Annotated in this window: 18 protein-coding genes; 8 read left to right on the forward strand and 10 right to left on the reverse strand. The window is 60.7% G+C overall.

What is annotated here, in order from left to right; translation table 11 throughout:
- Positions 1-38: 38 nt before the first annotated feature.
- The 6 genes from ACTJKS_RS09465 to ACTJKS_RS09490 all read right to left on the reverse strand — a co-directional run bounded on the left by ACTJKS_RS09465 (position 39) and on the right by ACTJKS_RS09490 (position 8,210).
- Positions 39-785, reverse strand: coding sequence for a 2OG-Fe dioxygenase family protein (locus tag ACTJKS_RS09465; protein ID WP_007961854.1), 747 nt, complete (start codon positions 783-785; stop codon positions 39-41).
- 231 nt (positions 786-1,016) lie between these two features.
- Positions 1,017-2,303 carry an OprD family porin gene (locus tag ACTJKS_RS09470; protein WP_041071313.1) on the reverse strand — a complete coding sequence of 429 codons (1,287 nt, stop codon included), beginning with the start codon at positions 2,301-2,303 and terminating at the stop codon, positions 1,017-1,019.
- Between the two features lie 296 nt (positions 2,304-2,599).
- On the reverse strand, positions 2,600-3,268 hold the full coding sequence (locus ACTJKS_RS09475) for a DsbA family protein (protein ID WP_041071309.1): 669 nt from the start codon (positions 3,266-3,268) through the stop codon (positions 2,600-2,602).
- 237 nt (positions 3,269-3,505) lie between these two features.
- Positions 3,506-3,718, reverse strand: coding sequence for a hypothetical protein (locus ACTJKS_RS09480; RefSeq protein ID WP_041071305.1), 213 nt, complete (start codon positions 3,716-3,718; stop codon positions 3,506-3,508).
- Between the two features lie 244 nt (positions 3,719-3,962).
- Entirely contained in the window at positions 3,963-5,069 is a 1,107-nt protein-coding gene (aguA, locus tag ACTJKS_RS09485) for an agmatine deiminase (RefSeq protein WP_108181393.1), read from the reverse strand.
- Between the two features lie 228 nt (positions 5,070-5,297).
- Positions 5,298-8,210, reverse strand: a complete 2,913-nt coding sequence (locus ACTJKS_RS09490; protein WP_108181392.1) for an aminotransferase — start codon at positions 8,208-8,210, stop codon at positions 5,298-5,300.
- Between the two features lie 147 nt (positions 8,211-8,357).
- Here ACTJKS_RS09490 and rfbC point away from each other — a divergent pair, with 147 nt between their 5' ends.
- From rfbC to ACTJKS_RS09510, 4 genes are read left to right on the forward strand one after another with little or no spacing between them, the layout of a single operon-like run.
- On the forward strand, positions 8,358-8,903 hold the full coding sequence (rfbC, locus tag ACTJKS_RS09495) for a dTDP-4-dehydrorhamnose 3,5-epimerase (RefSeq protein ID WP_108181391.1): 546 nt from the start codon (positions 8,358-8,360) through the stop codon (positions 8,901-8,903).
- Between the two features lie 42 nt (positions 8,904-8,945).
- A complete protein-coding gene (locus tag ACTJKS_RS09500) occupies positions 8,946-10,754 on the forward strand; it encodes a sensor histidine kinase (RefSeq protein ID WP_041071297.1) in 1,809 nt (602 codons plus the stop codon).
- Entirely contained in the window at positions 10,751-12,136 is a 1,386-nt protein-coding gene (locus ACTJKS_RS09505; protein WP_041071294.1) for a sigma-54-dependent transcriptional regulator, read from the forward strand. The genes ACTJKS_RS09500 and ACTJKS_RS09505 overlap by 4 nt, the downstream gene beginning before the upstream one ends.
- Positions 12,133-12,588 (forward strand): thioesterase domain-containing protein, encoded by a 456-nt coding sequence (locus ACTJKS_RS09510; protein WP_108181390.1) that lies wholly within the window; start codon positions 12,133-12,135, stop codon positions 12,586-12,588. Before ACTJKS_RS09505 ends, ACTJKS_RS09510 begins: the two co-directional genes overlap by 4 nt.
- 85 nt (positions 12,589-12,673) lie before the next feature.
- Here ACTJKS_RS09510 and cysQ read toward each other — a convergent pair whose 3' ends face one another.
- Both cysQ and nudE read right to left on the reverse strand, forming a co-directional pair.
- A complete protein-coding gene (gene cysQ / locus ACTJKS_RS09515) occupies positions 12,674-13,501 on the reverse strand; it encodes a 3'(2'),5'-bisphosphate nucleotidase CysQ (protein ID WP_108184353.1) in 828 nt (275 codons plus the stop codon).
- An 11-nt stretch (positions 13,502-13,512) separates the two neighbouring features.
- Positions 13,513-14,079, reverse strand: coding sequence for an ADP compounds hydrolase NudE (gene nudE / locus ACTJKS_RS09520; protein ID WP_047600934.1), 567 nt, complete (start codon positions 14,077-14,079; stop codon positions 13,513-13,515).
- Between the two features lie 88 nt (positions 14,080-14,167).
- Between nudE and yrfG the strand changes: the two genes are divergently transcribed.
- Positions 14,168-14,830, forward strand: coding sequence for a GMP/IMP nucleotidase (gene yrfG / locus ACTJKS_RS09525; protein ID WP_108181389.1), 663 nt, complete (start codon positions 14,168-14,170; stop codon positions 14,828-14,830).
- A 102-nt stretch (positions 14,831-14,932) separates the two neighbouring features.
- On the opposite strand, the gene lysM is transcribed toward yrfG, so the two are convergent.
- The gene (gene lysM, locus ACTJKS_RS09530; RefSeq protein WP_027611221.1) at positions 14,933-15,373 is read right to left on the reverse strand and encodes a peptidoglycan-binding protein LysM; all 441 of its coding nucleotides are present in this window, start codon (positions 15,371-15,373) and stop codon (positions 14,933-14,935) included.
- 235 nt (positions 15,374-15,608) lie between these two features.
- Between lysM and fdhD the strand changes: the two genes are divergently transcribed.
- From fdhD to ACTJKS_RS09545, 3 genes are all read left to right on the forward strand, one after another.
- Positions 15,609-16,448: a formate dehydrogenase accessory sulfurtransferase FdhD gene (gene fdhD / locus ACTJKS_RS09535; protein ID WP_086793967.1), complete on the forward strand. Its 840-nt coding sequence runs from the start codon at positions 15,609-15,611 to the stop codon at positions 16,446-16,448.
- Complete coding sequence (locus tag ACTJKS_RS09540; protein ID WP_108181388.1) at positions 16,445-18,793, forward strand: FdhF/YdeP family oxidoreductase; 2,349 nt, start codon at positions 16,445-16,447, stop codon at positions 18,791-18,793. Before fdhD ends, ACTJKS_RS09540 begins: the two co-directional genes overlap by 4 nt.
- Before the next feature lie 347 nt (positions 18,794-19,140).
- Entirely contained in the window at positions 19,141-19,620 is a 480-nt protein-coding gene (locus tag ACTJKS_RS09545) for a glycine zipper domain-containing protein (protein WP_041071273.1), read from the forward strand.
- A gap of 64 nt (positions 19,621-19,684) precedes the next feature.
- On the opposite strand, the gene ACTJKS_RS09550 is transcribed toward ACTJKS_RS09545, so the two are convergent.
- Positions 19,685-20,116 (reverse strand): acyl-CoA thioesterase, encoded by a 432-nt coding sequence (locus ACTJKS_RS09550; RefSeq protein ID WP_108181387.1) that lies wholly within the window; start codon positions 20,114-20,116, stop codon positions 19,685-19,687.
- Positions 20,117-20,132 lie beyond the last annotated feature (16 nt).

Here is a 20,132-nt window from a genome sequence, read left to right on the forward strand (position 1 = left end):
GCGTCGAGCACTCGACGCCGTCGATTGGGGTGATCTGATTAGCGAACAATGTCGAAAGCGGTCCCGGGCCGCGAGAAGGAAATCGCCAGAATCTGCCGGTACGCCATGGCATGCGTGTGGGTGTTGCGCGCGGGGGTCACGTAGTGGCGCATGTCGCGGTCAAGGAAGTAGGTGGTGTCGAGAATTTCCTGGTAGGTGGTCGACGCCAATTGATGCTCGTGGATATCGTAAAGACGACTTTCCGCGCCCTCGACATTGTTGCGCCCCCAAAAGTGCACGCCGCTGAACGGATAACCGTCGCAGTGAATCCCTTCCGGGGTGATTTCCAGTTGCTTGCCGGGTTTGATCTCGATGCGGATCTGATGGATCTGGCACTGCCAGATTTCATCGTGCAGTTCTTCCGGCAGCACGCTTTTGTACACTTCAAAATCGGTGTCGATCAGGCTGCGCATCACCGGCGAAGTGATCACTTCATCGGAGAAGTCCTGAAAATGCCGCACAACACCGCCCACGTAGGCGTTGTTCTCCTTCGACTGCACGTAGGCGCGATGCTCGAGTTGCTTGAGCTCACGTGTTTTCGGGTTGTATTCAAAGTCGCTGTAACGACGGTAACGCATGCCGGCTTCGGCCTGACCGTAATAACTGTCTGGCTCCATGTTTTCCCAACTTTTGGTCAGTCTGACGAAGTCGGCAAAATGACCGTAGAGATTGAAGTCACCACCCTGGACGTTGACATATTTGTCGCGCCGTAGCGATTCGCCCACTTCTCTGTTCAAAACGATCATTACCAAATTCTCCGCTGCGTTGAGCGGCCTAATCTATTAGGTGGAGAATTTGCGTCCATGAGAAAGAATTTCAGGCATTTAAAGCCCCGTTTGAAACAGTACTTGAAGGCGCTTGAAAACCACTTTCAGGTGACAAAAACACGGGTTTTTTCCAGTTTTCGCAGAAAAGTCTTCGAAAAAAAACCCCGAGCCAGTCGGGGTTTTCTCATGTTTCTTACACCGGATCGTTCATCAGAAGATGTTGATCGGGTAGTCCACGAATACACGCAGCTCGTTGCCGCTGACGTTGTACTCGCTGGATTTCTGCGACACGCGCAGGATCGAGCTGCGCAATTTCACGCTCAAGTCTTTCGCCGGACCACTTTGTACGACGTATTTGACCTGGTTGAAAATCTCGCGCTCGGTGCCGCCTTCGCTGGTGGAGGTGGTGATGTTGTCGCCACGCACATAAGCGAAGTTATAACTCAGACCCGGTACGCCGAATGCGCCGAAGTCCAGGCCGTAACCCAACTGCCAGCTGCGCTCGTCTTCAGCGTTGAAGTCCGACCAGTAGGAGTTGGCCAGGTAGATGGTGTTGCCACCGTCACCGACACGACCTTGCTCTTTCTGATAGCCGCCGTAGGCGTAGCCCAGGTTGCTGTCGCCGGTGGAGCGCTGATGCGCCACGGTGAACGAGTGCGGGCCGGTGGCGAACGTTGCTGCCAGGCTCCAGATCTTGTTGTCATCACCGGTAGCGCCACTTTCGCGGACGTAAGAGTCGTCCAGCTTGGTGCGATAGCCGTTGAAGTCCAGGGTCAGGGACTGATCCTTGTCGATCGGGAACACGTAGTTGGCGTTCACGTATTGCTTCTTCAGCACGTCTTCGACGTCGGAAGCGTACAGCGCCGCCTTGAATTGTTCGGTGAACTGATAGCTGCCGCCCAACACGTTGATCGCCTTCAGACCACCGCTGTCACGGCCTTCAGCGCTTTTGCGCGACTCGGCAGTGAAACGACCGGCGTCCAGTTGCAGGCCTTTGATCTCTTTGGAAGTGATCAAGGTACCGGTGTAGCTTTCCGGCAGCAGACGCGAATTGTCATAGTTCAGCACCGGCAGGGCTGGCATCTGGTCACCGTAGGTCAGCACAGTGTTGGACAGACGGAATTTGACCGCAGCGCCGCCCTTGGACAAGTCATTGGCAGGCTTGCCGCTGTCGCCACGTTTGAAGAAGTCGATACCGCCGGCACCGCTGCGATCTTCGCTGCGTTCCAGGTTCAGGGCGTACAGGCCGAAAGCATCGACACCCACGCCGATGGTGCCTTGGGTGAAGCCGGACGAGAACGTACCGATAGCCGCTTGGCCCCACTCGGATTTGTCCGCGTTGCCGTCTTTGTAATCACGGTTGATGTAGGCATTGCGCAGCAGCACTTTGAGGCTGCTGTCTTCTACAAAACCCTTGGACTCGGCCTGGCCGTCAGCCATGGCCTGTGTGGCACTCAACATCCCCAGTGCGATCAGACTGATTCGCTTGTTCAACATTTTGTTTTCCTTATTACGGGTTGAAACGCGCTGTGTCGAACGGCTGAAACGGCGCTATTGCACTCTTTTTTCACCCCGAAACAAAAAGACCCGCCCACGGTAAAACCGTGTCGGGCCCTTTTATTATTTTTGAGTCATGGCGGTTGGCCACAGGCGTTGGGCCGAATCGTAGCCGCGCCCTCAATAATGTGTCAATTTCAAGAATCGTCTTTAAATAGGTAAAAATCGTCTAAGAATCGTAAATTTTGCGATAGCGCATTGCTCGGAAATGCGCTTAACCAGTGAATCCGGCGCGATTACGCGCAGCCATCGAGATCGCATAGCGCAGGGGATTGAGCCGGCTCATCGGCCACAACCGCTTGCCCCAACCAATCAGCAAACGCCTGCGGTTTACCTAACCACGGGCTGATGTCGATCAAGGTGAATTGCCCGTCCTGCTCCAGCGCCAATGTCGGAAAGCCCTGGCCGCCGAGTCGGGCCAGCAACGCGCGACTGGCTTTTACCTGCGCCTGGGGATCAACGGACTTAAACACCGTCACGAAAGTTGTCTGTACGTAACCCATCTGCGCCGCGACATCGAACAGTACAGACTCATCGGCAATCCGCCGCCCCTCCACGTAATGAGCGGTCTGCAAACACCCGAGCATCTGCAAACCGCGACCGTCGATGGACTCTGCCGCCATTACCGCAGCGATGGGTGGCGTTGAATCGAACACCGCCGAGTGATCACGCAACAGACCTTCGAAATACGCTTCGCCAAACGGCTGACCGGTGTATTCGGCAATGCGCCGGTCGTGGGGCATGACGTAATCGCGCAGTTGCGGCGAAACACGCTGGCGATTCGCGCCGCTCATCATTCCGCCCGCATGGGCAACGACCGGCAGCACTTGCTGCGCCGCTTGCACCAGCGGTTTGGCGCCGTAGCACCAGCCGCACAACGGATCGTAAATGTAGTGAAGGATCATGAGAGAACTCCGGCAACCAAACGGGGAAAATCGATGGCGGCAGATTATCCCTGCGGGCATTGGGGAAAAACGCCGGAATGGCTCTCAGACTGTTTCGCGAATCGGTCGAATGGGTTGCCTTGTTCGGCTACCGCTTCAAGCCCCCTCCCACAGGTTCAATGTTCGCCATGGTTTTCCATCGCGCATAAAAAAGCGCCGCCATCCCGGCAGCGCTTTTACCAATCCTTGTTGTTTTTCTTATCCTTGCATCACAGCCCACAACGCTTCCAGTTCGGCCTCGCTGAACAGGTCAGCGGGATAGCGCTCAATCATCATCCGGCGCGGATCAGGTTCCCTGATCTGACGCGTTCCATTGGACTTCAAAAAGTGCGCGACAATCTGGAGCGATTCGCCGTTTACGGCCATGGGATGCAAATTCCGCTCGCTGATTACGTTCACTTCGGCGTTCATTTCAGCGCTCTCTCCCCGTTCGTGAGCGGCTAAGTTATCCAAGGTATATGACAGAACTGTTGAAGTTCCCCCCCTCCCTAGTGCGCGGTATCCGATACAAGAGCTATGCCAAGGTTTCCGATTTGTCGACAGGCGGATACAAAGAAGCCCGCGGTCCAGCAGGACCGCGGGCTTCTTCGCACCCATCGCAAAAAACTTGCAGCCCGGGTGATTTATTAATCAACTCAGGCTGTTACGTCTCAACTCACTCTTTGTGCGGGGCTGGCTGCTGTTGGGTAAGGCAGTGGATATTGCCGCCGCCCAGTAACAATTCGCGGCCCGGCACCATCACCACTTCGTGCTGCGGGAACAGCTTCTGCAGGATTTCCCGCGCAGGCGCGTCCATCGGATCGTCGAAGCTCGGCGCGATGATGCCACCGTTGACGATCAGAAAGTTCACGTAGGAACCAGCCAGGCGCACGGAAGGGTTGCGTTCCTGGGTACCGTCCATCGGATCGACACCGGCGCACTCTTCTTCGGTCGCGTACAGCGGCCCTGGAATTGGCATCTTGTGCACCGTGAATGGGCGGCCCTTGGCGTCGGTGCTGCTTTGCAGCACGTTCATTGCGGCCTGGCAGCGCGGGTAATTCGGATCCTGCGGATCGTCGGTCCACGCCAGCAATACTTCGCCCGGGCGCACGTAGCAGCAGAAGTTATCCACATGGCCGTCGGTTTCGTCGTTGAACAGGCCATCCGGCAACCAGATGATCTTATCCACCGACAGATTGTCACGCAGCACCGCTTCGATCTCTTCGCGACCCAGATGCGGATTGCGGTTGTGGTTGAGCAGGCACTCTTCGGTGGTGATCAGCGTGCCTTCACCGTCGACGTGAATCGAACCGCCTTCCAGCACAAAACCTTCGGTGCGATAACGTGGGCTGCGCTCGATTTCGAGGATCTTGCCACCGACCTGCGAATCACGGTTCCACGGCGAATACAGACCGCCTTCAAACCCGCCCCAGGCATTGAAATCCCAGTTCACACCGCGCACTTCGCCGCTGTTGTTGATGACGAAAGTCGGGCCGCTGTCGCGCACCCAGGCGTCATCGCTGGACATCTCGACCACCCGAATATTCGGTACATCGAGGCGTGCACGAGCGTTCTCGTACTGACCGGCCGACACGGCAACCGTCACCGGCTCGAACCGCGCGATGGCTTTGGCCACGGCCGCATGCGCGGCTTGCGCCGGCTTGCCACCCAGGCGCCAGTTGTCCGGACGCTCGGGCCAGATCATCCAGGTCTGGGTCTGCGGCGCCCACTCGGCCGGCATGTAGAAGCCATCGTCACGCGGGGTACTTTTCAAGGTGGTCATCGGATCAGGACTCCAGGGAACCGTCGAGGGGGTTGCGAAGCAATGGCGACTTTATAACCGATAAATATCGGCATTAAAAGCCAACAAACATCCAGAGATCTAAAATAAAACAACTATTATCGATATAAATCTGAATCTCTGTAGGAGCTGCCGCAGGCTGCGATCTTTTGATTTTGAAGAGCCAGATCAAAAGATCGCAGCCTGCAGCAGCTCCTGCAGGGGTCTGATTTAGAGGCCTTCCTCAAGTACCCGATCCAGCATGTCGACAAAGAAATCCACACTGCGCTGCGAGGTGACCATCGGCGGTTTGATCTTGAGAATGTTCAGGTCATCCCCGGTCGGCTGCATGAAGATCCCCAGCTCGCGCAGGCGATCGCACAACAGCGTGGTCTCCTCGGTGGCCGGCTCCAGCGTCTCGCGGTTGCGGATCAGCTCCACCCCCAGATAGAACCCGGAACCATGCACCGCGCCCACCAGCGGATGTTTATCGATCAAGGCTTCCAGGCGCGCCTTGAAATGCCCGCCCACCACCCGGGCGTTTTCCCAGAGCTTTTCTTCTTCCATCACATCCAGCACCGCCATGCCGATCTGGCAGCTCACCGGACTGCCGCCGGCCGACGAGAAGAAATAACCTTCAGCTTCCAGTGCCTCGGCGATTTCCCGACGCGTGATCACCGCGCCCAGCGGCTGACCGTTGCCCATGCCCTTGGCCATGCAGATGATGTCCGGCACCACGCCTTGCTCTTCGAAGCCCCAGAAGAAGTGGCCCATGCGCCCGTAACCGACCTGAACTTCATCGGCGATGCACACCCCGCCCTGGGCCCGCACCAGCGCATAGACCTGTTTCAGATAACCGGGCGGCAGGGAAATCCCGCCGGCGTTGCCGTACACCGGTTCACAGATGAAACCGGCCAATTGGCGCTCCTGCGCGGCGATATGCGCCAGTTGCGTTTCGACGCTGTGTACATAATCCGGCGCAGAATCCAGGCCACGGAATTCGCCACGATAGAGGTTCGGCGCAGTCACCGGATGTACCCAGTCCGGACGGCTTTCCAGCGCTCGCGGGTTGTCGGCAACCGACGTCGACACCGCATCGGCGCCGACCGTCCAGCCGTGATAGGCCTCCAGCACGCTGAGCATGTCGCGGCCGCCGCTGTAGGCCCACGCCAGCCGGATCGCCAAGTCGTTGGCCTCACTGCCGCTGTTGACCAGAAACACCCGGTCCATGCCTTCCGGCGCCAGTTTCAGCAAGCGTTCGGAAAACTCCGCCACCGCCGCATAGTTGAAACGCGAGTTGGTGTTGAGCAGCGACCACTGCCGCGCCGCCACCTGCGCCATGCGCGGATGACCATGACCGAGCACCGCGACGTTGTTGAGCATGTCGAGGTAGGAGCGACCCTGCATGTCGATCAGGTGATTGCGCCAGCCACGCTCGATGCGCGGCGGGTCGACGTAATAATGTTTTTGCGTGCGGGCGAAACTGGCGTCACGTCGTTCGAGCAGGGTTTTGGCGTCCAGCTCCGGTTCGGCATCGCAGGCCAGCCCCAGCAGCGTGGCTGGCGAAGGACACAACGCCTGCCATGCGACCGCGCGCGAAGGGCTGCAGAACAACGGCGCATCCAGCGACGCAACGCGGCTCAACTGCACCTTCAACGGGCCATCGACCGACCCCAGCACCTGACCTTTGACCAGCGCCGCGCCACTGTGCAGCGAGGCGCTAACACCCCACAGGCGCACGCTGAGCTGGGGTCCGTCGAGTTGCAGCACACCGTCCGCCGCGTGATGCAGCACACCGGCAAACGGCGCTTCCACCGCCGAACCCTGCGGCACGCGCAACTCAACGTGCAGCGGGAACGTCTGGGGCTCGACCGCACTGTCCGGTCGCGTCTGCGACAGGCGATATTGTCCGTAACGGCTCGCCGCCAGACCATGCGCGGCAGCGGCTTCGGTCAGCAACCGTTGATCGATGCCCGGTTGCTCCCAGTTGCCCGCTTCGAAGTGCGGACTCAGGACGCCAAGATCGATCAGCGCAAACTCCCGCCCGACCAGTTCCGGCAGCAGCGGCGCGAAACCTTCACCGCCAATGGCCGGCAGCGGCTGGCCGACCGCCGTGAGAATCGCCGCCTCCATCAGCGCCAGCGGCACCGAAGTCGCTACGTGGAAGATTTCCCACTCATGTTCAAGGTTGTCGCGGCTGTAGGTGTTGCCCGGATCGATGCTGACCTGTTGCTCACCACTGAGCACCAGCACCGCCGCCCGCGCCACGATCAACGGCCACAACGCCAGCAATTCTTCATGTTGCAGCGGATTGACCGCGTGATAAGCCTGCACCGCTGGCAGAATCACAAACGGATCGCCGCCGGCATGGTGCAGCAGCGCCGCGCACGTCACCGACAGGTCAGTGATGCGCCAGGTGCGCACCAGATCACCGAAGTCGATCACGCCCTGCAATTGCCAATGACGCTTGGCATCGCGTTGCCAGACGGCATTATCGTCGGTGATGTCCATGTGGATCGCCTGCACCGGCAGCTTGTCCTGCAGCGGCTGCAAGCGACGTTCGGCCTGCTCGGCGGCGCCCGCGATCAGTGCGCGCTGGCGTTCATCCTTGATCACCGGCAGCAGGTGGCTGATCAGCGCACTGGCATGGCGCGCGTCCCATTGCAGCGTGCGCTGCAGGCCCGGGTGATCGAAGCCGGCCAGGGCCAGATCCATCTCGCCACACAGCCGACCGAAACCGGCCACCACGTCGTGGCCCAAGTGATCAAGATGCGTCAGCGGCTGACCTTCGATGTAGTCCAGCAATCGCACGTGCACCGGCTCGCCATCGGAGTCCAGCGACAGCAGATCCGCGCCATTGCCGGCCGGGATCACCCGGGGTACGTGCACTGACGAGTGTTCGGCAAGGTACTTGAGGCCTGCATGCTGAGCCTGCAACTCGACCAGTGCATAGTCGCCGCGGCAGATTTTCAGGACAAAGCGCCCACGCTCACTGTCGACCCGATAGTTCAGATCCTGCTGACTGCCCAGCGCCTGTAACGTGCCGCTGAGCCCGTAATGCTCCGCCAACCAATGCCGGGCCTGCGCCTCAGAGACCTGTGGGCTGGGCAAACTGGCGCGATGAATCAACGTGGCGAGCGGCATGGGACGACCCCTGAAATTTTATTAGGCGCCTATATCGCCATTGCTGCAGTAGATGCGCAACCCCCGATCACGGTAATTCCAGCGCTCGCATCCGTCGGCGCTTTGCGCAAGAATGTCGGCCATTCACATCTATCCGGGACAAACCTCATGAATGTAATCACCACCGATCTGCCCGGTGTTCTGATCATCGAACCCAAGGTATTTGGTGACGAGCGCGGCTTCTTCTACGAGAGTTTCAACGCCAAGGCGTTCCAGGATGCAACAGGGCTGGACACCCAGTTCGTTCAAGACAACCACTCACGCTCGCAGAAAGGCGTGCTGCGCGGTCTGCATTACCAGTTGCAAAATACCCAGGGCAAACTGGTTCGGGTGACCGCCGGCGAAGTGCTTGATGTGGCGGTGGACATTCGCCGCAGCTCGCCGCACTTCGGCAAATGGGTTGCCGTACGCCTGTCGGCCGAGAACCACCGCCAACTGTGGGTGCCGGAAGGCTTCGCCCATGGTTTCGTGGTACTGAGCGAGTTCGCCGAATTCCTCTACAAGACCACCAACTACTACGATCCATCATCCGAGCGCAGCATTCGTTGGAACGACCCCGCACTGGGCATCGACTGGCAACTGGACGAAGCGCCGAAGCTGTCGGCCAAGGATCAGGTCGGCGCGCTGCTCAAGGACGCTGACGTCTTCGCCTGAGCCTAGGCATAATGCGCCTGTCACTACAGGCGCATTCGGCTCATGAAACCTACCCTTCCCCGCAGACCCCGCTGGCGCAGCCTCGCCCTGCTGGCCCTGTGTCTGGCGCCGCTGCTGTGGCCGCTTGAGCATCTGGCCGAGCGCTATTACCGCAGTGAACTGGCCGGGCAAAACCGCCAGACCCTTGACCTCTACGTCGCCAACCTGCTGGGCACCCTGCACCGCTATGAAGTGTTGCCGCAGATCCTCGGCGACCTGCCGGCCCTGCGCGCCGTACTCGGCGCACCGGACGACGGCGTCACCCAGGGCAACGCCAATCGCCTGCTGAAAAACATCGCCGCACAGACTGGCGCAGAAGTCATGTACCTGATGGACACCAGCGGCCAGACCCTGGCGGCGTCGAACTGGGACAAACATGACAGCTTCGTGGGGCGCAATTTCGCTTTCCGTCCGTATTTCAGCGAAGCCATGGCTGGGCGTCTGGGACGCTTCTTCGGCCTCGGCACTACGTCGGCCAAACGCGGTTATTTCTTCGCCGCCGCCGTGCGCAATGGCGAAAAAATCATCGGCGTGCTGGTGATCAAGGTCGACCTCGATCACACCGAAAGTCTGTGGGGCAAAACCCCGGAACAACTGTTGGTGACCGACCATAACGGCGTGGTCATCCTCACCTCGCGCCCGGAGTGGCGTTTCCGATCAACCCGGACGTTGAGCGACACCGAGCGCTCGGCGATCACCGCGATCCTGCCCTATCCGACCCGCGAGCCGCGTCCGCTGAACCTCAGCGAAAACGCCTGGCTGACGCAGACCGTGAACATCGCCGAAACCGGCTGGAGCGTCAGCATCCTTGCCCCGCGCACGCTGATCGATCGCCCGGTGCGTACCGTTGTCGCGATCGGTGGCGCCACGCTGTTGGTGGTGATGCTCCTGCTCGGTTTGATGATGCAGCGCCGTCGACATTACCTGGAACGTATTGCCTTCGAAGCCAAGGCCCGCCGTGAACTCGAAGGCCGGGTGGCCGAGCGGACCAGCGATCTGGAAGGCCTCAACCGGCGCCTCAAGCAGGAAGTGCTGGAGCGCGAACAGGCTCAGCAGGAGCTGGTGCGTGCCCAGGACGACCTGGTCCAGGCCGGCAAACTCTCGGCACTGGGCACGATGTCGGCGAGCATCAGCCACGAGCTCAACCAACCGCTGGCGGCGATCCGCAGCTACGCGGAAAACGCCGAAGTGCTGCTTGATCACCAACGCACCGAAGACGCCCGTGGCAACCTCAAACTGATCAGCGAACTGACCGGGCGCATGGCCTCGATCATCGCCCACCTGCGTGCCTTCGCCCGCCGCGACCGCCATGCTCCGGAAAGCGTGGCCCTGCAACCGGCGCTGGATGATGCGCTGGCATTGCTGGCCAAACGGCGCCGCAGCATGGAAGTCGAGCTGATCCGCGACCTGCCCGCCGCCACCCTGTGGGTCGAGGCCGGGGAAACCCGACTGCGCCAGGTGCTCGGCAATCTGCTGGCCAACGCCCTCGATGCGCTGACCGAAAAAGGCCCGCCGCGCAAACTGTGGCTGAGTGCCGAATCCACCGCCGAGGGCGTCAATCTGTACATTCGCGACAACGGCCCGGGCTTTTGCATGGAAGCCCTCGGCCGCGCCAGCGAGCCCTTCTACACCACCAAGACCCGCACTCAGGGCCTTGGTCTGGGGCTGGCGATCTGTGAAACCCTGATGCGCGCCTTCGGCGGCGAACTGTCGTTCGCCAACCACAAGCAAGGTGGCGCCTTGATCACCCTGCGGCTGCGCGCCGGCGCACCCGGGGTCAGCCTGCAACCGTCCGAGGATCGAAGTGCATGACCATCGACAATCGCATTCAGGTGGTGTTGATCGACGACGATCCGCACCTGCGTCAGGCCCTCGGCCAGACCCTGGACCTGGCCGGGCTGAAAATCCTTCCGCTGTCCGAAGCCAAAGGTCTCGCCGCGCAACTGGAGCGTGACTGGCCCGGGGTGGTGGTCAGCGACATCCGCATGCCAGGCATGGACGGCCTGGAACTGTTGAGCGAATTGCACGCTCAGGATCCGGAGCTGCCGGTGTTGCTGATCACCGGCCACGGCGACGTGCCGCTGGCAGTGCAGGCGATGCGGGCCGGCGCCTATGACTTTCTGGAAAAACCGTTCGCCAGCGATGCCCTGCTCGACAGCGTGCGCCGCGCCCTCGCCCTGCGCCGGCTGGTGCTGGACAACCGCAGCCTGCGTCTGGCCCTCAGCGACCGTAACGAATTGAGCGCGCGACTGGTCGGCCATTCGGCGCCGATGCTGCGCCTGCGCGAGCAGATCGGCGCACTGGCGGCGACCAAGGCCGACGTGCTGATTCTCGGTGAAACCGGCGCCGGCAAAGAGGTCGTGGCCCGTGCGCTGCACGACCTGTCGAGCCGGCGTAACGGGCCGTTCGTGGCGATCAACGCCGGCGCCCTGGCTGAATCGGTGGTCGAAAGCGAGCTGTTCGGGCATGAACCGGGCGCCTTCACCGGCGCGCAGAAACGCCGGATCGGCAAGTTCGAATTCGCCAACGGCGGCACGCTGTTCCTCGATGAAATCGAAAGCATGAGCATGGACGTGCAGGTGAAACTGCTGCGCATGCTGCAAGAGCGTGTGGTCGAACGTCTGGGTGGCAATCAGTTGATCCCGCTGGACATCCGCGTCATCGCCGCGACCAAGGAAGACCTGCGGCAAGCCGCCGATCAAGGACGCTTCCGCGCCGACTTGTATTACCGTCTGAACGTGGCGCCGCTGCGCATTCCGCCACTGCGCGAACGCGGCGAAGATGCGCTGGTGCTGTTCCAGCATTATGCCGACGAAGCCAGCGCCCGCCATGGTCTGCCGCCGCACGAACTGCAACCGGCGCAACGCGCCTTGCTGTTGCGCCACACCTGGCCCGGCAATGTGCGCGAACTGCAGAACGCCGCCGAGCGTTTCGCCCTCGGTCTGGAACTGGCACTGGACAACAGTGGAAGTGAAGGCGGCGGCACCGCCGTGGAAGTCATCAGTGGCGGCCTGAGTGAGCAAGTGGAAAACTTCGAGAAATCGTTGATTGCCGCCGAACTGGCGCGCTCCCACAGTTCGGTGCGCAGCCTCGCCGAAGCCCTGGGCATTCCGCGCAAGACCCTGCACGACAAACTGCGCAAGCACGGCTTGAATTTCGCCGACAGTAACGCCCATGGAGACGAAGCCGAATGAGCCGCGACAGTCGCTATCTGGAATCGGTGCTGCATCACGACATTCCCCTGACCCGCGAGATGGGTCTGAAGGTCCTCGCCTGGCAGGAGCAGCAGTTGAGTTTGCACTTGCCGCTGGAGCCGAACGTCAATCACAAGAGCACCATGTTCGGCGGCAGTCTCTACTGCGGCGCGGTGCTGGCGGGTTGGGGCTGGCTGCATCTGCGCCTGAAAGAAGAAGGCATCGAAGACGGGCACATCGTGATTCAGGAAGGCCAGATCAGCTATCCGCTGCCTGTGACCGGTGATGCCAAAGCGATTTGCCCGGCACCGGAAGCGGCGGTCTGGAAGAAGTTTCTGGCGATGTATCAGCGTTATGGGCGGGCACGATTGACGCTCAACACGCGGATCGTCAACGCCGGGAGTGATGAAGATGCTGTGACGTTCAGCGGGCAATACGTTCTGCACCGCTGAAGCAAAAGATCGCAGCCTTCGGCAGCTCCTACAGGGGGATGCGAAATCCTCTGTAGGAGCTGCCGCAGGCTGCGATCTTTTGATCTCAGGAGCGAGCCAGCTCCAACAGTCTTGAACGCCACGCCGCCTTCGCCGGCAACGCCAGAAAGAACTCATTGAGCAGCGATTCCCGCGCCGGGTAACAGAACGCGTCGCCCTGCAGATCCATCACTTCGCCGCCGGCACCTTCGAGCACGCCCTGCGCCGCCGCGGTGTCCCATTGCGACGTCGGCGCCAATCGCGGATAACAATCCGCCGCCCCTTCAGCCAACAGACAAAACTTCAGCGAACTGCCGATGTTTGCCAGTTGCAACTCGCCCAGGCTGGCGCTCAAACCGGCGAGCAGACGTTCCTGCTCCGCACTGGAGTGGCGACGGCTCGCCACCACGGTAAACGCTTCACCGGGCGCGAGCGCATCACGCACCTGAATCGCCACCGGCGAACCACCCTTGTCCCCACGCCACGCGCCGAGACCGGCACCGCCAACATAGAACCGGCCATTGGTCGGCATCGACACCACGCCAAACACCACCCGCCCGTTTTCGATCAGGGCGATGTTGACGGTGAATTCTTCGCTGCCGCTGATGAACTCCTTGGTGCCATCCAGCGGGTCCACCAACCACCAGCGCTGCCACCCGGCGCGCACGCTCTGCGGAATGCTGGCGTCCTCCTCGGACAGAATCGGAATACTGGAGTCCAGTGCGGTCAGCCCGGCGACGATCACGTGGTGCGCGGCCATGTCCGCTGCGGTCACCGGTGAATCATCGGACTTGGCGGTGACCTCCACGCCAGAGCGCCAGAACGGCAGAATCGCCTCGCCAGCCTGCAATGCCAGCTCAACCACTGGCGCCATCAAAGGATGGGAAAAATTCATCGACATCTCACTCATGACTGAAAGAACCCGCGCTGCGTCAGCAGATCACGCGCCAGATACAGCGCCGCCAGGGCACGGCCTTCGGTAAATTGCGGGTTTTGCGCCAGCGCCGCCAGTTCACGCAGGTTGACCTTGTCGACCCGCATCGGCTCGGGCTCGTCGCCCTCCAGACGCTCCTCGTACAGATCGGTGGCCAGCACCACCTGAATCTTCTGGCTCATGTAACCGGGCGACAGCGACAACTCGGTCAGATGCTCCAGCTGGCGCGCGCCGAAACCGGCCTCTTCCTTGAGCTCGCGCTCGGCCGCTGCCAGCACATCTTCACCCGGCTCGATCAGGCCTTTGGGCAAGGACAGTTCGTATTCGTCGGTGCCGCCGCAGTATTCCTCGACCAGCACCGCGTGCTCGCTGTCGAGCATCGCCACAATCATCACCGCGCCATAACCCGCGCCTTTGCCGACCAGACGCTCGTAAGTGCGTTCCACGCCATTGGAAAAACGCAGCTTCAGTTCTTCGACGCAAAACAGACGACTGGTGGCAACAATCTCGCGGGCGAGTACAGTGGGTTTCTGGCGCATGCAAAGCTCCTTGGCGTGAACGCGCTACTATAACGCGGCTTTCCCGATTGTTTGTGTCGGATATCTTTCTACCGCTCGAGACGTTGCCATGCCTTCTTTACCGTGGTCTGACATCGATACCGTCCTGCTGGACATGGACGGTACGTTGTTGGACCTGCACTTCGACAACCACTTCTGGCTGGAACACCTGCCACAACGCTACGCCGATCTGCACGGAGTGAGCCGGGCCATGGCCGACATGGAACTGCAGCCGCTGTTCGAGCGCCATGCCGGACAGCTGCAGTGGTACTGCCTGGATTTCTGGAGTGCCGAACTGAAGCTCTCGGTACGTGAACTGAAACTGGAGACCGCGCACCTGATCGCGCTGCGTCCGGATGCCGATACCTTCCTGCAGGCGATCAAAGAGGCCGGCAAACAGGTGATCATGATCACCAACGCGCATCGCGATTCACTGTCGCTGAAACTGGAGCGGGTCGAACTGGCGCCGTATTTCGAACGGCTGATCAGCTCACACGATTACGGTTATCCCAAAGAGAACCCGCAGTTCTGGGATGCCTTGCAGGCGGATATCGATTTTGATCCGGCGCGCAGTCTGTTCATTGACGATACGTTGCCGATTCTGCGCAGTGCACGGGAATTTGGTGTGACGCATTTGTTGGCGGTGAAAGAACCGGACAGTCGCAAGGGGCCGAAGGACACGGCCGAGTTTGCGGCGGTTGAAGATTACCGCGATTTGATCCAGGGACTCTGATTTCCTGTAGGAGCTGCCGAAGGCTGCGATCTTTTGACTTTGATTGTTTAAAAAACAAGATCAAAAGATCGCAGCCTTCGGCAGCTCCTACAGGATGTTGTATTACTCGGGGATACGCAGGGTCTGGCCCGGATAGATTTTGTTCACGTCCTTGAGCATCGGTTTGTTGGCTTCGAAAATCTTGTTGTATTGGTTGGCATTGCCATACACCGCCAGGGAAATCGCGCTGAGGGTGTCGCCCTTCTTCACTACGACAAAACGTGCCGCAGCCACAACCGGCCCGGTCACTGTGATCTGATCATCAACACTGCCCACGCCTTCGATGTTACCCACCGCCAGCAGGATTTTTTCCTTCTCCTCCTGGCTTGCTACCTCACCGGTCACTGTGACCTTGTCGCCATCCACGGTTGCCTGAACATTCGGATTGCCCAGCCCGACCTTGCTGATGTGTTCCTTCAACTGCTCGCTGGCATTGGCATTACCAGGGGTCAGCAGATCGATCAGTTTCTCACCGGCCTCTTTCACAAAGCTCAACAGACTCATGGCGCACACTCCTTGATTTGGATTCCAGACGTCCAAGCCTAGACCACGTTTGCCGAACCCGGTTCCAGCCCGACCAATGACCCGGCTCCGCCGCTGGCTCAAGCGTCTGGCGCGCGTCCCGCAGATCGCGGCCCCTTGCTTGATCGACGGCGTCTATCAATAGATCGACAGTAGCGATTAGACGCGACAAGTTGCCGCGCCTAGTCTTAGCGTTGATCAATCCGTCGGTGATGCCATGAACGCCAAGCGCCCCACTTGCGCGGCGCCTGCACTTCAAACGCCCGCGCCCGCCGCCAGCCAGACCTACAGTTACAGCGATCTGCCCCTTGTGGAATCGGCCAGCACCGCGCTCGCCGAGGAAGTCGCGCTGGCGATCGCCTACAACGGCATCAGTCAGGCGGTGATGCTGGTGACGCCGACGGATCTGGAAGATTTCATCGTCGGTTTCAGCCTCGGCAGCGGCATCATCGCAGACGCCAGCGACATTTATGACCTGCAACTGACCGGCGCCGGCTCGGCGCAATACGCGCAAGTGACGATCGCCAACCGCGCGTTCTGGAACCTCAAACAACAGCGCCGACAGCTGGCCGGCACCAGCGGCTGCGGTCTGTGCGGCGTTGAAGCTGTCGAGCAGGCCCTGCCCGATCTGCAAGTCCTGCCCGGCGCACCGCTGCCGCCCGCCGCATGGCTCGACGGTCTGCGCCAGCGCATCGGTGCGTTCCAGCCCCTCGGCCAGCACTGCGGTGCGGTACACGCCGCGGTGTTCATGAACGCCAGCGGTGAATTGCTGCTGGGCCGTGAAGACATCGGTCGGCACAACGCCCTCGACAAGCTGATTGGCGGGCTGATCCGCCAGAAGATTTCCACCGACGGCGGCCTGGCGATTGTCACCAGCCGTTGCAGTCTCGAATTGATCCAGAAAGTGTTGCGCGCCGGGATCCAGACGCTGGTCAGCCTGTCCGCGCCCACGGGCCTTGCCGTGCAATGGGCCCGTCGCCACAACCTCAATCTCATCCACCTGCCGCAGAAGAATGCGCCGCGGGTCTATAGCCCAGCGATGGAGAACCAAGCGTGAGCCAACATCATCAAGCCGACCAGAAACCTGTCCCGCGCTACAAGCCTTACAAGGGCCCTGCCGGCGGTTGGGGTGCACTGATCAGTGTGGCTCAGGCCTGGTTGACCAGCGACAACGCGCTGAAAAACTTGCGCATGATGCTCAAGACCAACCAGAACGGCGGCTTCGACTGCCCGGGCTGCGCCTGGGGCGATTCGCCGGAAAGCGGCATGGTCAAGTTCTGCGAGAACGGCGCCAAAGCGGTGAACTGGGAAGCGACCAAGCGTCGAGTGGACGGCAAGTTCTTCGCCAAACACAGCGTCACGTCGTTGCTGGAGCAGAGCGACTATTGGCTTGAATACCAGGGCCGCCTGACCGAGCCGATGGTCTACGATGCGCAGACCGACCGCTACAAGCCGATCGCCTGGGACGACGCCTTTGCCCTGATCGGCAAGCACCTGCAAGCGTTGTCGAGCCCGGATCAAGCCGAGTTCTACACCTCGGGCCGCGCCAGCAACGAAGCGGCGTACCTGTATCAACTGTTCGTGCGTGCCTACGGCACCAACAACTTCCCCGACTGCTCGAACATGTGCCACGAGGCCAGCGGTGTGGCGTTGGCGCAGAGCGTTGGCGTCGGCAAAGGCACGGTCACCTTCGACGACTTCGAACACGCCGATGCGATTTTCGTCTGGGGCCAGAACCCCGGCACCAACCATCCACGGATGCTCGAGCCGCTGCGCGAAGCCGTGAAGCGCGGCGCACAAGTGGTGTGCATCAACCCGCTGAAAGAGCGCGGTCTGGAACGTTTTCAGCATCCACAGCACCCGCTGGAAATGCTCACCAATGGCGACAAACCGACCAACACCGCGTACTTCCGTCCGGCACTGGGCGGCGACATGGCGGTACTGCGCGGCATGGCCAAGTTCCTCCTGCAGTGGGAGCGCGATGCGCAGAAGGCCGGTGAACCTGCAGTGTTCGATCACGACTTCCTCAATGCCCACAGCACCAACGTGCTGGAGTATCTCGGCGTGGTGGATGACACGCCATGGGAGCAGATCGTCGCGCAGTCCGGCCTGACCCTGTTGGAAATCGAACAAGCGGCGCGCATGTACGCCAAAGGCAAGAACGTGATCATGTGCTGGGCGATGGGTATCACCCAGCATCGCCACTCGGTGCCGACCATCCAGGAAATCGCCAACCTGATGCTGCTGCGCGGCAACGTCGGCAAACCCGGGGCCGGCCTGTGCCCGGTGCGCGGTCACAGTAACGTGCAGGGCGACCGCACCATGGGCATCAACGAGCGCCCACCGGTAGCGTTCCTTGACGCTCTTGAGCGGCGTTTCCAGTTCAAGGTGCCGCGTGACAACGGGCACAACGTGGTCGAGGCGATCCACGCCATGGCCGAGGGCCGCGCCAAGGTCTTCATCGGTCTGGGCGGCAACTTCGCCCAGGCCACGCCGGACAGCCCGCGCACCTTCGCGGCGCTGAGCAACTGCGACCTCACGGTGCAGATCAGCACCAAGCTCAACCGCAGCCACCTGGCCCACGGCAAGGACGCGCTGATCCTGCCTTGCCTCGGCCGCACCGACATCGACATCCAGACCGAAGGCCCGCAGGCAGTCACCGTGGAAGACTCGTTCAGCATGGTTCACGCCTCCAATGGTCAGTTGCAGCCGCTGTCGAACCAGATGCGCTCGGAACCGGCGATCATTGCCGGGATCGCCGCCGCCACGCTGGGCAGCAAACCGGTGGACTGGAACTGGCTGGTGGCCGATTACGGGCGCATCCGCGACCTGATCGCCGATACCATTCCGGGCTTCAAGGACTTCAACGAGAAGGTCAAGAATCCAGGTGGGTTCTACCTCGGCAACAGTGCTGGCGCACGCAAGTGGAACACCCCGTCGGGCCGGGCCAATTTCCGCGCCAACCGGCTGCCCAAGGATCTGGTGCACGAACGTACCCGCGCCACCGGGCAACTGCCGGACCTGATCCTGCAATCGATGCGCTCCCACGATCAGTACAACACCACCATCTATGGCCTCGACGACCGTTATCGTGGGGTCAAGGGCCAGCGCGATGTGCTGTTCGCCAACGAGGCCGACATCATTCGCCTGGGCTTCCGCCCGGGGCAGAAGGCTGACATCGTGTCGATCTGGGACGATGGCCGTGAGCGTCGGGTGAAAGGCTTTACCTTGCTGGCGTTTGATATTCCTGCCGGTCAGGCGGCGGCTTACTACCCGGAAGTAAATCCGCTGGTGCCGCTGGAAAGCACCGGAGATGGCAGCCATACGCCGACATCGAAGTTCATTGCGATCCGCCTTGAGGCGGCCAGTGAGACCGGGTTGATCATGGCCAAGTCCGCTTAAACTCGCGGCCCTGTGGCGAGGGAGCTTGCTCCCGCTGGAGGCCGCAGGACTGCCTCCGTTTTGCATTTTTTGGGGCCGCTTCGCGGCCCGGCGGGAGTAAGCTCCCTCGCCAAAGAATCTGTGTTGAGTCTCAGTTTCCTGAAGCTTTCGAACGCCCACAAAAAAGGCCGTTTTTTCTCAAAAACGGCCTGTCCGAAGTAGCTAAAGACCGGCGAAAATCGCTTAAGTTCCGCATACAAAACAGCAACTTGCAGAATTGTATACAGGTCGTGTTATTCGTCGGATTTCGATTGTCAGTCTTGGTACAGAGCCTCAGGATCGCGCCGTCATCCCTTTGAGGCTCCTCTATGAAGTTCTCCTCGATTCTCTTGTTGTCCCTTGGCCTGGTCAGTGGCTTCGCTTCTGCCGGAGGCACCACCGAAGCAGGTGTGGGCGGCGCATTGGGCGGGGTTCTTGGCTCGGTCGTCGGTCAGTCTTTAGGCGGCAATACAGGTTCAACCATTGGCGCAGCCCTGGGCGGCGCGGGTGGTAGCGCGGTCGGCGCCAACAAGCACAGCCGTGGCGAAGCAGCCATTGGTGGTGCGCTGGGCGCAGCCGGCGGTAACGTGGTCGGCCGCAGCATGGGCGGCACCACCGGCAGCCTGATCGGCGCCGCAGCAGGTGGCGGCGCCGGTGGCGCGCTGGGCAACTACATGGGTAACGAAAGCCGTGACGATGATCGTCATTACGATCGCGGCCGCGACGACCGTCGCTACTACCGCGACCGTCATCCTGGCCGTGGCCACGCTTATGGTCACCGCAAACATCACCGCTACTATCGCGACTAATCCGTTGCGTTAAGCGGGAAAGCAAAAATCGCAGCCCTTGGGCTGCGATTTTTTTTGCTCTGGTTCAAACCACCAGACGCTCCAGCGCTTCACGCAATCTGCCTGGAATCGACACCGGCTGATTGCTCGTTCGTTCCACGAATACATGGACGAAACGCCCCGCCGCACAGGCCTCAGTTTCACCGACCTTGAACAACGCCAATTCGTATTGCACCGAACTGTTGCCCAGCTTGCCGACCCGCAGACCGATCTCGATCAAGTCCGGAAAAGCGATCGAGGCAAAGTAGTCACAGGCCGAACTGACCACAAACCCCACCACCTCGCCGTCATGAATATCCAGGCCGCCGACCTGGATCAGGTAGGTATTCACTGCAGTGTCGAAGAAGCTGTAATAGGTGACATTATTCACATGCCCGTAGACGTCGTTGTCGTGCCAGCGCGTGGTGACCGGCTGGAAATGCGGGTAATCGGAGCGTTGTGGCATCGGGTTGGACATCAGCATTGATCCAGGA

Source organism: Pseudomonas sp. 22189 (assembly GCF_052045635.1).
In the GTDB taxonomy this organism is placed as follows: domain Bacteria; phylum Pseudomonadota; class Gammaproteobacteria; order Pseudomonadales; family Pseudomonadaceae; genus Aquipseudomonas; species Aquipseudomonas parakoreensis.